Genomic DNA, 13247 nt, shown 5'->3' with positions numbered 1-13247 from the left:
TCGGGTCGTGGACCTGCCGATGGACCTGCGAAAACGCCGTAAGCAGTCGCATAAACGGCGCTGGAGCGAACACAATTCGACCCGGCAGACCCTGATCCTGCAGGCCGCCGTGGAGCTGATCGAGGAGCACGAGTCCGGCGCGGAAATCTCCATCCAGCAGATCGCTGAGCGCGCCGGACTGGCCCGCTCGGTGCTCTACCGCCAGTTCGACAATCGCGAGGATCTGGACGCCCGCATTCGCGAATTCATCCGGCAGCGCGCGATCGAACAGTTCGAATCCGCGATGGTCCTCGATCCCGCCAAGACCGTCGGGGAGACCCTGCTCGATCTCATGCGCACGGTGGTGGGCTGGGCCGCCGACCACCCCAAGCTCTATCGGTTCGAGCAGAGCGGACGGTTGCACGGTCACAGCGCACCGCAATCCGGCGCGATCGTCGGCAGGCAGCGGCTGGCCGAGCTGGTGTGGCAGCGGTTCTCCACCGTGACCGCGGTGCTCGGTATCGATGTACGGCCCTTCCATCCGCTCGCGCACGGCGTCATTGGCCTGGTCGAGGGCGTCGTCAACCAATACATCGTCGCCCCGGGCGATTCCGGCCGCGCCGATCCGGAGGCCATCGCCGAACTTCTCGCCACCTCGGTATGGCACCTGTTCTCCGGCCATGCCGCCGACAATGGCTACCACTTCGACCGCGATGCCAATGCCGCCGCACTGCTCGGCGGACTGCTCGACACCGCTGCCGACGGAAAGCGCCCTCCCGCCGCGGAATCCGGCCGGTAGCGCCTCCCGCCGTGGACCTGTCGGGAACGGTAGCTTGTGGCGATGACCGATGCGCCGCTCGACCGTCCCGGCCCGGACCGCATCGGGCGGGTGGGCGCGCTGGCCTGGGTGTCGATCATCCAGTACTTCGTATTCCTGTTCGTGGTGCAGGCGCATTGGACGACCCCGTACAGCTGGATTCGCAATGCCATCAGCGATCTCGGGGCCGAGACCTGTTTTCATTCCGAATCTGTCGAGGCGTGGGTGTGCTCGCCGTGGCATCGGGTCGCCAACGTGTCCTGGGTGATCGCCGGTGCCTGTATGACGATCGGAGCGCTGGCGCTCTACCGCCTATTTCCGCGAAACCGGCTGTCCCACATCGGGTCCGGTCTCTATGCCGTGGCCGGTATCGGATTGATCGTGGTGGGGTTGAATCCCGAGGACGCCAATTCGCACCTGCACGGAATCGGCGCGGTCATCGCCATCGCCGGTGGCATCGCCGCCATGCTGTGCCTGTCGATCACACTGCGCCGGGCCGGGCAATGGCCGCCGGTGGCCCGGACCGGGATTGTGCTCGGAGTGGCGGCCACCTGCGGATTCATCGTGATGGCCGCGCGGGTCGGCGGACCCGCCATGTTCGGCCTGTGGGAACGCATCGCCGCGTTCCCGGTGCTGATCTGGCTCATCCTGTGCGGCGGGTACATCCTGGTCGGCTCGCGCAGCGCGGTCGCCATTCCCGAATGACGGTGCGGCTCAACCCAGAATGAGCGCGGCCGCGTGCTCGCCGATCATCATGGTGGAGGCATTGGTATTGCCGCCGACGATGCTCGGCATGATCGAGGCGTCGGCGACTCGGAGCCCTTCCACCCCGCGCACCCGCAGCGTCGGGTCCACCACCGCGCGCTCGTCCACGCCCATGCGGCAGGTGCCGACGGGGTGGTAGACGGTGGTCGCCCGATTCGGGACCTCAGCGGCCAGTTCAGCGCGGCCGGGAAACTTTGTGCCGGGCTCGATTTCGGTGTCGACCAGGCCGTCGAGTGATTTCGCGGCCATGATTTCGCGGATCAACTCCATGCCGTGCACCAGCGTGTCGAGGTCGCGCTGTTCGGCGAGATAGTTGGGGTCGATGGCGGGCGCGGCGGCCGGGTCGGCCGAGGTCAGCCGTAGCGTGCCGCGACTCTGCGGGTAGATCAGCGTCGACATGATGGTCAGCGACCGGCGCGGGTCCGGGGTGTGCCGGATCGGGGCATCCTGATTCGGGCCGGGGTAACTCCAGGGGAGCACGTGCAATTGGAGATCGGGCACCTCGGCGGCATACGGGGTGCGCAGGAATGCGACCACCTCGAAGACGCTGCGTGCGAGCCAGGTGCTGTTGTTGCGCAATGACTCTCGCAGCAGTGCACTGGCGAAGTAGCCCGGTGACGATCGGCGCACCGCGGTGGGCATGGCGAAGGTCATCGGCACGAACAGGTGATCGTGCAGGTTATCGCCCACCGGCAGATCGGCGACGACATCGATATCGAAGGCGCGAAGGTGATCGGCGGGGCCGATGCCCGAGAGCATGAGCAGTTGAGCCGAGCCGAAAGTGCCCGCGCTGACGATCACTTCGCGCTCGGCCCGCAGTGTCTCGGTGCCGCGCTTGGTGCGGACCTGTACGCCGATGGCCCGCCCGTTCTCGATCAGAATGCGCTCGACCTGTGTATTCGGCAGCACCGTAAGGTTTTTCGGCCGATCGTCGAGATATCCGACCGCGGTGCTGGAACGCAGCCCGTTGCTATTGCTCTGCTGGAAGAGCGAAACGCCCTCCTGCTCCGCGCCGTTGTAGTCGGGATTGACCGCCGCACCGGTGGTTTCGGTCAGCGCGCCCATGAACGCCTCGGACGCGCCCGTCAGCTCGCGCGCCCGAATCACCTTGATGGGCCCGGATTCCCCGCGGAATTCGTTCGCACCGTCCTCGAACGATTCGAACTTCTTGAAGCTCGGCAGCACATCGTCATACGCCCAGCCGGTATTGCCCTCGGCGGCCCAGTCGTCGAAATTGCGCCGATTCCCGCGCACGAAGACCATGCCGTTGACCGAGCTGGAACCGCCGACCACCTTGCCGTGCGTCTGCGGTACGCGCCGCCCCAGCGCGTGCTTCTGCTCGACGGTGTAGTGCCCCCAGTCGATGATCTTCTTCAACTGCGGTACGGCGTGCATCGGCCCGATCATCCCGGGCTTGCGCACCAGCCTGGTGTTATCCCGCCGTCCCGCCTCGATCAGCGTGACACTCGCCCCGGTATCGGCCAGCCTGCGCGCGATAATCGCTCCCGCACTGCCGGAACCGATGATGATGTAGTCCGCCGTCGCCACGATCAGCCCTTCTGTCAACACACTCCACGCCGCGCCCCTGCGGCGAAACTGGAACGTGTTGCGAAGCTACTCCGAAAACGGCCGCGTGGTAACCCGTTTCAAGGTCAGAGATCGTGTTCGTGCGCCCAGGCCGCCACCTGGGTGCGGGAGGTGAAGCCCAGTTTGGTGAGGATGTGCTCGACGTGGGTTTCGGCGGTGCGGATGGAGATGACCAGGTCGGCGGCTATGCGCTTATTGCTGTGCCCGGCGGCCACCAGTCGCGCGACATCCTTTTCGCGGCGGGTCAGCACGTTCGTCTCCGACACCGCGGCGGGGGCTTTGCGGGGTGCGCGCTTGGGTGCGGCGGGTTCGGGTTGTGCGGAGACGACGGTGCGGCCGAGGGCGTAGTCGATGGCCTCGGGCAGCGGCATATTCGCGCCGGAGCCGAAGGCGGCGCGGAAGGCGTCCTCACCGAGAGCGTCTCGGACCTTGAGTCGTTCCTTATCGCCGACGGCGACCGTGATGGTGTGCGCCAGGCGAATGGTGCTGCGCTGCAAGGATTCCGCCGCACCGAGCAGCCGGGCGGCGCGGGCGAAGTCGCCATTGGCCGAGACGGTCCAGGCCAGCCCTTCGAAAGCGGAGGAGAGCCAGACGCAGCGGTCGAACAGGGCCAGCTGTTCGATCGCGCGGCCGTGGAATTCGGCCGAGGCCGTCAGATCGCCGAGCCGCCAGTGGTCGATGCCGACGGTCCACAGGGCCAGGCCGCCCAGCAGGTGCGAACCGCTGGCGGTGGTCAGCTCCAGGAAACGGTTCGCCAGTTCGGTGCGGCCGGGGGCGTCCAGCACCATGGCGCACATGAAAGCGAAGGCGTGACTGTCCATTTCGATGGCCTGCTGATTGGTCTCGACCGCCAATTCGATGGCGGTGCGGCCCAATTCCAGCGAGCGCTGGCGGTCGCCCTCGGCGAAGGCGAGCAGCGAGCGGTCCAGCGCCGCCTCCGCCATGATCTCCGAACCCTCCAGCGTGGCAGCCAATTCCAGGCATTCCTGCACCAGGCGCGCGGCGGAGACCTGATCGCCGAGCAGGGCGGCCAGCGATGCGGCCGAGGACAACGCCTTGGCGCGTTCGGCGGTGGGCTCCGGATTGCGTTCCAGGGCTTCGGTGAGCCAGCGGTAGCCCTCGGACAGGAAGCGATTGTGCTCCCAGAACGGCCGCAGCACGGTCACCGTGGCAATGGTCTCGAGCGGTTCGTCTTCGAGCCCGGAACGCAGCGCCGCACGGAGATTCGCGTGTTCGCGGGTGAGTTCGCGGAACCACTGCACATCGTCGGCGGTCCAGTACGCGGTCTGCCCGCGCAGGGCCAGATCCCGGTAGTGCGCGCGATGGCGGGCGCGCACGGCGTGGATATCGCCGCGCTCCAGCAGCCGGTCGGCCGCGAACTGGCGGATCGGCTCCAGCATGGAATAGCGCGCCACATCACCGTCATAGCGTTGCGCCACAACGGATTTGTCGACCAGACCGGTGAGCGCGTCGATCAGCGAACCCCGGCCGAGATCGCAGACCGCCTCCGCCGCCTCGATATCGAATCCGCCCGCGAAGACCGAAAGCTGTTCCCACAGCGACTGTTCGGCGGGCGTGCACAGGTTGTAGCTCCACCGGATCGCGCCCTCGATGGTCTGCTGCCGTTCGGGCGCGGTGCGCGGTCCGGCGCTGAGCAGTCCCATGGTGTCGTCCAGCCGGTGCAGGATCTGCTCCGGGGTGAACATGCGCAGGCGCAGCGCCGCCAATTCCAGGGCGAGCGGCATACCTTCGAGCCGGCGGCAGATCTCGGCCAGCACTTCCCGATTGCCCGGTGTCGCTTTGAATTCCGGGTTCGCGGCACTGGCGCGTTCGATGAACAGTTGCAGCGCGTCGCTCTCATCCCCGGTATCGGCTTCGGGAATGGTGAGCGGCGGCACCGGCATCACCTGTTCGCCGGGAATGCCCAGCACCTCGCGGCTGGTGGCCAGCACCCGCACATCCGGGGTGGTGGCGATGATCCGCCCGACCAGCGCCGCGCACGCCTCGATGAGATGCTCGCAATTGTCCAGAATCAGCAGCAGTCGCTTATCGGCGAGGAATTCGGTGAGCCGGGGCAGCGGCGCGGTGGACTCATCGCGCAGGTTCAGCGCCTCGGCCACGCTGAGGGTGACCAGGTTGGGATCGTGCAGGTCGGCGAGCTCGACCAGCCACACGCCATCGGGGAACGCGCGCGCGACCAACTGCCCGATCTGCCGGGACAACCGGGTCTTGCCCATACCGCCGGGACCGAGCAGGGTCAGCACCCGGGTGGTGGGCAGTAGCCGTTTGGCGGTAGCCAGCTCGTCGCGGCGGCCCACAAAGGAAGTCACCTCGGCAGGGAGGTTTCCATTGACACGCCGCGCCATGAGCTCCAACCTATGTGATCTGTCACGCTCCCTGCTACCACCGGGGCATAAACGCAGTTCGCGTCGTCTGGTAAGTGTTTGTCAAGCGCCGTTGCGGACCCGGCTAGACTGCGTTGGTGCCGCCGAAATCGCGTCGCGCCAAGCTCGCCGATGTGCACGCTCTCGCCGAGGGCATGCCGCACGTGACCACCGTGCGGGGGCCGGTCGCGGACAATCCGGTCTATCAGGTGGGCGGGAAGTCCTTCATCTTCTTCCGCACCCCGCGACCCGATGCCGTCGATCCGGAGACCGGTGAGCGCTATCCGGACGTCATCGTCTTCTGGGTGCCGTCCGAATCCGATAAACAGGCCATGGTCCAGGACCCGGAGTCGCCGTTCTTCACCACACCGCATTTCAACGGGCATCTCTCGGTGCTGGTGCGTTCCTCCCGGCTGGGTGAGTTGAGCCTGGCCGAGCTCACCGAGGTGATCCAGGACGCCTGGCTCTCCCGTGCCTCGCCCACTCGCGCGCGCAAGTGGCTCGCCGAGCACTCCTAGCATTTCGTTTACGGCGCAGTGGTTTTCACCGGCGTCAGGGCGGTGCGTAGCGCGTCCAAGATCTGGGCGCGGCCCACGCGTCCCTCCCGGGTGGGCGTGAGCGGGTAGACGTGCACCAGCCCCGCGCCCTCGTGATAGTCCACCTCGACGCCCGCCAGGCGCGCCTTGTCGACCAGCAGCCGGGTATCGGGCAGCACGATGTCGCGGGTGCCGCTGAACACCGTCAGCGGCCCCAGCCCGCGCATCTCACCGAGCAGGGGACTGACCCGCGGATTGGTCAGCGGCAGCTCACCGCGCCACAGGTCGATGAATACCCGGGTGCCCTCCTTGCCCAGCCACGGATCATCGGGCAGCACCACATCGATATCCGGATTGCTCAGCGACAGTTCCAGCGCGGGGGAGATCAATACCGTGCGCGGCAGCAGCACCTGATGCTCGTCCCGCAGCACCTGCGCCGCGGACAGTGCGATCTGCCCGCCCGCGGAATCACCGGCCAGGCAGACCTCGCCGTACCGGGACCTGTTGTCCAGCACCAGTTTCGCGACCGCCTCGATCACCTGTCCGGCGGTGCCGAACGGCACCAGCGGATAGATCGGCACGGTCACCGTGGTGCCCGCCTCGGCGGCGATATCGGCGGCCAGCTGCCAATGCTGCGGTGCGATCTCATTGACCCACGCGCCGCCGTGCATATAGACCACGTTTCCGCGCGGCCGCCCGGTGCGCGGAATGATCGTGTAGATCGGCCAGCCCCGGCTGTGATCCACCGACACCACCACATCCGAGCGCAGCCGCCGCGGCGGACCGTAGGTCTTGGGCCGCAGACTCCGCTCGCGCAGATGCTTGCGCGCGGGCTCGACGGTGAGGAATGGCCGATTCGCGCGAATAACGCGCAGGTAGGCGGGAACTACCCGGCGGCTCAGAAAGCTCGCCCGAGATGCGTGGAACGCCGTCATGCGGCGACCATACCGGGGCGGGGGCTATGCCGGAGGCACCTTCATTTCACTCACCAGCCAACGGCCGTCCGCCTGCTCGTCGAGCTGGGCCAGCGCGGACATGGAAGTCGAGTGCGTCTCATTGGCGATGCTGGCCACCGTCTGGTTCACGAACACCAGCACCTCGGCGTGGTGCGCCGCCAAGCTGGTGAGTCCGCAGCGCGTCTCACCCGGCTTGCTCCGCGTTTGCGCCTGGGTCAGGAACGATCGCAGCGACGGCCAGTTCTGGATGAACGTCTGCCGCCAGTCCCCGGTGGAAACGTCCAGCATGGCCGCGCGGTATTTGTCGAGATCGGTGAAGTCGTAGGTCGCCATCTGCACCGCGAACTCACACGCCGCCCGCCGCGCCTTCTCCCGCCGGTCCGCCGCCGCGTTCAGATCCGAGACGTCCTGCCGCAGTTGCTCTTCGGTGTCCGCGCCGCGCCGCGCCGACTGATGCTCCCCGGAATACAGCAGCAATAACCCGATGGCCGCCGCCACACAGATCAGCGCCAACCCGGCCGATATCCACGACACCGCCACCGGCGACCGCAATCCCCGATTCCGCCGCGGCCCCGGTGCCTGCGGGCCGTACCCCGGCATCGACATGGCAGTTCTCCTCGTCATGACCCTGCCGAGATGCTATCCCGCCCGCACCGGCGATAGCGGCCGCGGCGGGGAACAGCCTGTGCGCCTTACTTGGCGACCACGTTGACGTCGTCGGCCAGCCAGCGGCCGTCCGGTTGTGTCCGCAGCGAGACCAGCATCGAGACGATGTTCGTGACCGGTTGCGGGTTGGTGGTGTTCGTGATCGATTGCTTGTAGACGACCAGCACCTCGGCCGAATCGGCGGTCAGCGATGTTGTGCCGCAGTGCATATCGCTCGCCGTACTGCGGACCTGGGCTTGGGTCATGACCGCGCGCATGGTGTTGCCGGTGTCTTCGAACTTCTGGCGCCACGCGTCGGTCGAGTCGCGCTGGACCGATGTGAAGTAGCTGTCCAGATCGGTGTACGAATAGGTGCCCATCAGCGACATGAAATGGCATGCGGCCTGCTGGGCGGTATCGCGTCGATCGGGCACGGCGGTGAGCTCGGAGATCTTGGTGTCGCGATCGGAAACCTGGCCCTGGAGATCCGAAACCTTGTCGCGCTCACCGCTATACAGGACCGAGGCCGTGATCGCTCCGGCCAGGAACAGCACCGCGAACACCCCGGCGATGATCGCGACGACGAACGCGGTCCCCGAACGTTTCGGCGCGGTCGGAAACGGCTGCTGCGGAATTGGATACTGCGCCGGTGGTACCGGAGACTGCGACACGTGCTCCCCCTCGTGGTGACTGTGCCGAGATGCTAACCCGCCGCGTCGATTTGCTCGAGGTGGTGGCTCATGCGGTCGCGTTTGGTGCGCAGGTAGTGCACGTTGTGTTCGGTGGGCTGGGTCTGCAGGGGGATGCGGGCCGTCACCGGGATGCCGTGGGTTTCCAGGCCGGATTGTTTGGCGGGGTTATTGCTCATGAGCAGGACCGATCGCACGTTCAGGTCGGTGAGGATGCGGGCGGCCGCGCCGTATTCGCGGGCGTCGATGGGCAGGCCGAGTTGGACGTTGGCATCCACGGTGTCCGCGCCCTGATCCTGAAGTTCGTAGGCGCGCAACTTGTTCAGCAGTCCGATGCCCCGGCCCTCCTGGCCGCGCAGGTAGACGATGACGCCCCGGCCCGCAGCGGCCACCGCCTCCAGGGCCGCGTCGAGTTGTTCACCGCAATCGCAGCGGCGGGAGCCGAAGGCGTCGCCGGTGAGGCATTCCGAATGCACCCGGACCATGGTGTCGTCCCCGGCGGGATCGCCGTACACGAGCGCCAAATGCTCTGTGCCGGAATGCTCGTCGGCGTAGCCGACCACCTGGAAATCGCCGAAGCGGGTGGGCAGGCGGGTCTCGACCACGCGGGAGACGCCGTTCTCCAGGCTCTTGCGGTGGGCGATGAGGTCGGCGATGGAGATGATCGGGATGCCGTGCTCGCGCGACATGACCAGCAGCTCCGGCAGTCTCGCCATGGAGCCGTCGTCATTGACGACCTCGGCGATGACACCGGCGGGCCGCAACCCCGCCAGCCGCATCAGGTCGACAGCGGCTTCGGTATGACCCGGACGGCCCAGCACCCCAAGGGGATTCGCGCGCAGCGGGAACACGTGACCCGGCCGCGACAGCTCATCGGGGGAGGTGCGCGGATCGGCGAGGACCCGCATGGTGCGCGCGCGGTCGGCGGCCGAAATCCCGGTGCTCACACCGGAAATCGCGTCCACGGACACGGTGTACGCGGTCCCCTTGGGATCCTGATTGACCGCCGCCATGGGCGGCAACTGCAACCGATCGAGATCCTCGCCCGCCATCGGCACGCACACCACGCCGCTGGTGTGGCGCACCAGGAAGCCGATGTTCTCCGGCGTCGCGAATTCGGCCGCGAGGATGAGATCGCCCTCGTTCTCGCGATCCTCGTCATCCACCACGAGCACCATGCCCCCGGCGGCGATGGTGGCCACCGCGGTCACAATGGCATCGAGTTCACCGGTCATCGTCGACCACCTCTCTGTTATGCCTAATAGAAATATGCGGGGCGCGGAACAGCGAGGTGGGGTCCCGGTCACCGGATGGCAATACCGCCCGAAGACAAAAAATATGGCCCGGAGGCAATAAGCCTCCGGGCCATACAACCGGCCGCGAATCAGTGCGCGGTACCGCCCGTTGCGGGGGAGCGACCGGCCTTCATGATGATCGCGCCGACCAGCGCGAGCGCCGAGGTGGCCGCGATCACGTAGAAGCTGATCTCATATCCCTTGTCGGCGAACAACATCGGGATTTCCTTGGTGACCGTGGGCGCGCCCATCACCGTCACATCCGCCTTCACCGGATTGGCGTTGAGGAAGGCGGTGGCGACCGCCAGACCCAGGGCCGCGCCCATGGCCTGCATGACGCCGAGCATGCCCGCGCTGATGCCCTGCTGTTCCGCGGGCACCGCCTCGACCATGAGATTCGGTGTGGCCGCGTAGTAGAGGCCGAACGCGATACCGAACACCGCGCTGATCGCGGCCTGCATACCCCAGCCGTGCGAGGTCGCGCCGTAGGCCAGCGCCGCTCCGACGAAGATCACCAGTGCGAACACCAGCGGCTGCCGTCCACCCGAGCGCCGGATCCACAGACCGCCGAGGAAGCCGAACAGCATGGCGATCAGGGATTGCGCGAGGGTGATGTGGGTGGCGAACTTCAGCAGACTGAATCCGTCACCGTACGAATAGCCCGGCTGCAGTTGCACATCCACCATATTCGGCGGCAGCTGCGAGTAGACGGCCTCCGGCGGCACCTTCACCGCACCCGGCGGCAGTTCCACACCCGGCGGCAGCGCGGCCTTGGCCTGCGCTTCGGCCTGCGCCTGCGCCTGTGCCAGCGCACCGGCCTTGACCTGATCCCAGGTGGCGGTCTTGACCTGCTCGACGACCTCCGCGGACGGCGGGGACTGCGTCATATAACCGGTCGCGTAGGACTGATAGCCGATCATGAACGAGGCCAGCAGCGCGATGAACAGCAGCACGCTCACGCGCGGGGTGAACAGCAGCTTCATATCCATGATGGGCTGCGAGACACGCTTTTCCACGATCGGGAACAGCGCCAGCAGCGCGAGGCCGCCGATCAGCCAGGCCAGCGAGGTCGGCTTGCTCCAGCCCCACTGCTGCCCGTTGTCCAGGTAGATCAGGGTGAGCACCAGACCCGCGCCGAGCAGGGTCGCACCGGCCAGATCGAGCTTCTGCGGCACCCGCAGCTTGGACTCCGGCACGATCGCGATCACCAGCGGAATCATCACGACGGTGAAGGCGAACAGGAACCAGAAGATGGCGCGCCAGCTGTGGCTCTCCACGATCCAGCCGCCGATCAGCGGTCCGGCCAGCGCGGAAACGCCGAGGCCGGTGGAGGCGACACCGAGGCCGACCGGAACCAGCTTGCGCGGCATCAGGTCTCGAATGAGGCCGTACGAGATGACCGCCGTCGCAATGGCGGTGGCCTGCAGGCCGCGGCCGATCAGGAACAGGCCCCAGTTGCTGGTGACGGCGCAGATGGCGCAGCCGATCATGAACAGCACACCGCAGACCAGGAACATCCGCTTCTTGCCGACGATGTCGGAGAGCTTGCCGATGATCGGCGAGGTGGCGGCGCCGACGACGCCGAAGATGATGATGGCCCAGTTGATGTTCGCGCCATGGCTCGGGAACGTCGGTGCGATTTGGCGCAGCGCGGCCGAGACCATCACGTACTGCATGGGCGCGACCTCGGTGAACAGCACGATCACCGCGAGGACGGAGAAAATCCGAAGCTTTGACGCACCGTCGAGGCGACCGGTGTCGTCGATGGTGCCGGTGGGCACCTCAGGGGCGACGGAGGTGGACATATTGCGTCCTCCAGTGGGTAGGTAACACGATTGGTGAACCGTGTCACAGCCCGGGGCCGCCGCCTATGGACTAATCCGCTCAGTGGGAATTCTTCGAATTCTCTCTACCAGTGGCTTTCTTACGGCTACGCTGCTTCGCCAGCTTGTCCAGATCGGTCAGCAGGTCCTGCGCGAATTCGCGTTCGGCCTCGTAATGGCGTACGCACCACCGCAGGACCGCGCTCGGGTACGCCCACTCCGGATTGGCGTCCGCGCCGTCCGCGTCGATCTGCGCGCGCCGCTGCATCTTCTCCGCGTAATCGATGTGCTGGGTGAGGATTTCGCGCATGCGATCGGGTTCGGCGAGATGGCCCAGCCAAGCCCGCAGCATCACACTGTGTTTGAGCACCGGGGCTTCGACGGGGGAATGATTCACCCAGTGCGAGGCCGCTTCCCGGCCGCTGTCGGTAATGGCGTACATGCGTTTGCCGCGCATGCCGTCCTCGGAGACCACGGTGCGCGAGGTGGCGAAACCGTGTTTCTCCAATCGTTTGAGTTCGGCGTAGATCTGACTGAACGACGGACTCCAGTAGAAGAACTGCAGGGACCAGTCCGCCCACTTCTTCAGGTCGTAACCGGAGAGTTCATCGGCGTGCGAGAGCATGCCGAGTACCGCCCAGGCCGTGGTCGGCAGCTCCGGAATCGCCTGCGGCTCTTCGCCGTTGGTACCGTGCGCCGCGCCATCGGTCATGGCTGAAGGGAATCGCCCCCGCATAGGACTGCCTTTTCTGTGCAAGGAAAGGAAGAGGACCGATCGGATCAGCGCCAGTGCGCGCGACGCGGGAACAGCGTGCGCCCGGCCTCGTGCGCGACCTCGAGCACGACGCGGGCCAGCCGGTCATAGCTCATACCGTCGGCGCGACCCGAGAGCGACAGTGCGGCGGGCGCGGTGCCCCGGCCGCGCAGTGGCGCTGCGACACAGGCGATTCCGACCACGGCCTCTTCGCGATCGATGGCAACGCCCTGGCGCATGCGGATCTGCGCGAGTTCGCGCGAGAGCGCCTCGGGCTCGCAGATGGTGCGCGGGGTCAGGCGGGGCAGGCGGTTGCGCAGGGCGGCCTCGGCGATATTGGGCTCGAGACAGGCGAGCATGGCCTTGCCGACGCCGGTGGCGTGCGCGGGCATGCGGCCGCCGAGCCGGGTGGGCAGGCTGGCGGCGAAGCGGCCGCCGGCCTTGTCCAGGTAGACCACATCGCGGCCGTCGAGCACCGCGAGGTGGCCGACCATGCCGGTGCGCTGGCTCAACTCGTGCAGCAGCGGGCTGACGGCATCGCGAATCTCATTGTGGTCGGCGGTGAGTCCGCCGAGTTCGAGGGCGCGCATGCCCAGGCGGTAACCGCCGGAGGTGTGCGCGAGCCAGCGCAGCTTGATCATCTGATCGAGGATGCGGTGCACGGTCGAACGCGGCAGACCGGTGCGCTCGACCAGGCCGAGCAGGGTGAGCGTGGGGGTGGAGGCGTCGAATGCGTCCAGAATGAGCGTCATCCGCTCGATCATCGAGACCGGAACCTCGGCGCCGGAGTTACGAGACTCCTTGGCGCGCACGGGCGAGTGAGTGTTTCGCGCTTCCGCCGAGGGGAGCATGGCGACGGACATTTGAGCCTCCGTTGGTGCAGACATCCAGTCTAGGGATATGCCGATTAGGTATGTATCGAGTTCGGACCTTGTGCTACCCATCACAGTGCCTTGGGCCACACCGGAGGGAATCGGGAGAACTACGTAGCTTTTGTCCCGTTCTACGGATTCATGT

General features: G+C 66.7%; 12 protein-coding genes. 3 read left to right on the top strand and 9 right to left on the bottom strand.

All coding sequences use genetic code 11. The features are described from left to right. Window positions 1–7: 7 nt before the first annotated feature. Both ACFC4D_RS41395 and ACFC4D_RS41390 read left to right on the top strand, forming a co-directional pair. Window positions 8–778 (top strand): TetR/AcrR family transcriptional regulator, encoded by a 771-nt coding sequence (locus ACFC4D_RS41395; protein WP_376071748.1) that lies wholly within the window; start codon window positions 8–10, stop codon window positions 776–778. A gap of 42 nt (window positions 779–820) precedes the next feature. After that, a complete protein-coding gene (locus ACFC4D_RS41390) occupies window positions 821–1501 on the top strand; it encodes a DUF998 domain-containing protein (RefSeq protein ID WP_376071745.1) in 681 nt (226 codons plus the stop codon). 9 nt (window positions 1502–1510) lie between these two features. Here the strand turns inward: ACFC4D_RS41390 and ACFC4D_RS41385 are convergent, their stop codons facing one another. Both ACFC4D_RS41385 and ACFC4D_RS41380 read right to left on the bottom strand, forming a co-directional pair. Beyond that, window positions 1511–3127: a GMC family oxidoreductase gene (locus ACFC4D_RS41385; protein ID WP_376071743.1), complete on the bottom strand. Its 1617-nt coding sequence runs from the start codon at window positions 3125–3127 to the stop codon at window positions 1511–1513. Window positions 3128–3213: 86 nt separating this feature from the next. Next, the gene (locus ACFC4D_RS41380) at window positions 3214–5514 is read right to left on the bottom strand and encodes a LuxR C-terminal-related transcriptional regulator (protein WP_376071740.1); all 2301 of its coding nucleotides are present in this window, start codon (window positions 5512–5514) and stop codon (window positions 3214–3216) included. 173 nt (window positions 5515–5687) lie between these two features. Here ACFC4D_RS41380 and ACFC4D_RS41375 point away from each other — a divergent pair, with 173 nt between their 5' ends. Further along, on the top strand, window positions 5688–6050 hold the full coding sequence (locus tag ACFC4D_RS41375) for an MmcQ/YjbR family DNA-binding protein (protein ID WP_375956061.1): 363 nt from the start codon (window positions 5688–5690) through the stop codon (window positions 6048–6050). An 8-nt stretch (window positions 6051–6058) separates the two neighbouring features. On the opposite strand, the gene ACFC4D_RS41370 is transcribed toward ACFC4D_RS41375, so the two are convergent. From ACFC4D_RS41370 to ACFC4D_RS41340, 7 genes are all read right to left on the bottom strand, one after another. Continuing rightward, on the bottom strand, window positions 6059–7003 hold the full coding sequence (locus tag ACFC4D_RS41370; RefSeq protein ID WP_376071737.1) for an alpha/beta hydrolase fold domain-containing protein: 945 nt from the start codon (window positions 7001–7003) through the stop codon (window positions 6059–6061). 24 nt (window positions 7004–7027) lie between these two features. Then, window positions 7028–7630 carry a hypothetical protein gene (locus ACFC4D_RS41365; RefSeq protein WP_375955162.1) on the bottom strand — a complete coding sequence of 201 codons (603 nt, stop codon included), beginning with the start codon at window positions 7628–7630 and terminating at the stop codon, window positions 7028–7030. An 86-nt stretch (window positions 7631–7716) separates the two neighbouring features. Beyond that, window positions 7717–8340: a hypothetical protein gene (locus ACFC4D_RS41360; protein WP_376071734.1), complete on the bottom strand. Its 624-nt coding sequence runs from the start codon at window positions 8338–8340 to the stop codon at window positions 7717–7719. 32 nt (window positions 8341–8372) lie between these two features. Continuing rightward, the gene (locus ACFC4D_RS41355) at window positions 8373–9593 is read right to left on the bottom strand and encodes a bifunctional 3,4-dihydroxy-2-butanone-4-phosphate synthase/GTP cyclohydrolase II (RefSeq protein WP_376071732.1); all 1221 of its coding nucleotides are present in this window, start codon (window positions 9591–9593) and stop codon (window positions 8373–8375) included. Window positions 9594–9742: 149 nt separating this feature from the next. Beyond that, window positions 9743–11458 carry an MFS transporter gene (locus ACFC4D_RS41350; RefSeq protein WP_375955156.1) on the bottom strand — a complete coding sequence of 572 codons (1716 nt, stop codon included), beginning with the start codon at window positions 11456–11458 and terminating at the stop codon, window positions 9743–9745. Between the two features lie 79 nt (window positions 11459–11537). After that, window positions 11538–12188 (bottom strand): PadR family transcriptional regulator, encoded by a 651-nt coding sequence (locus tag ACFC4D_RS41345; protein ID WP_376071729.1) that lies wholly within the window; start codon window positions 12186–12188, stop codon window positions 11538–11540. Window positions 12189–12256: 68 nt separating this feature from the next. Then, entirely contained in the window at window positions 12257–13093 is an 837-nt protein-coding gene (locus ACFC4D_RS41340; protein ID WP_364629731.1) for an IclR family transcriptional regulator, read from the bottom strand. Between the last annotated feature and the right edge of the window lie 154 nt (window positions 13094–13247).

Origin of the sequence: Nocardia sp. NPDC056000 (assembly GCF_042269265.1) — a bacterium.
Taxonomy (GTDB): domain Bacteria; phylum Actinomycetota; class Actinomycetes; order Mycobacteriales; family Mycobacteriaceae; genus Nocardia.
Note: the sequence above shows the minus strand (reverse complement) of the source record. Positions and strands in the feature narration are given on the sequence as shown.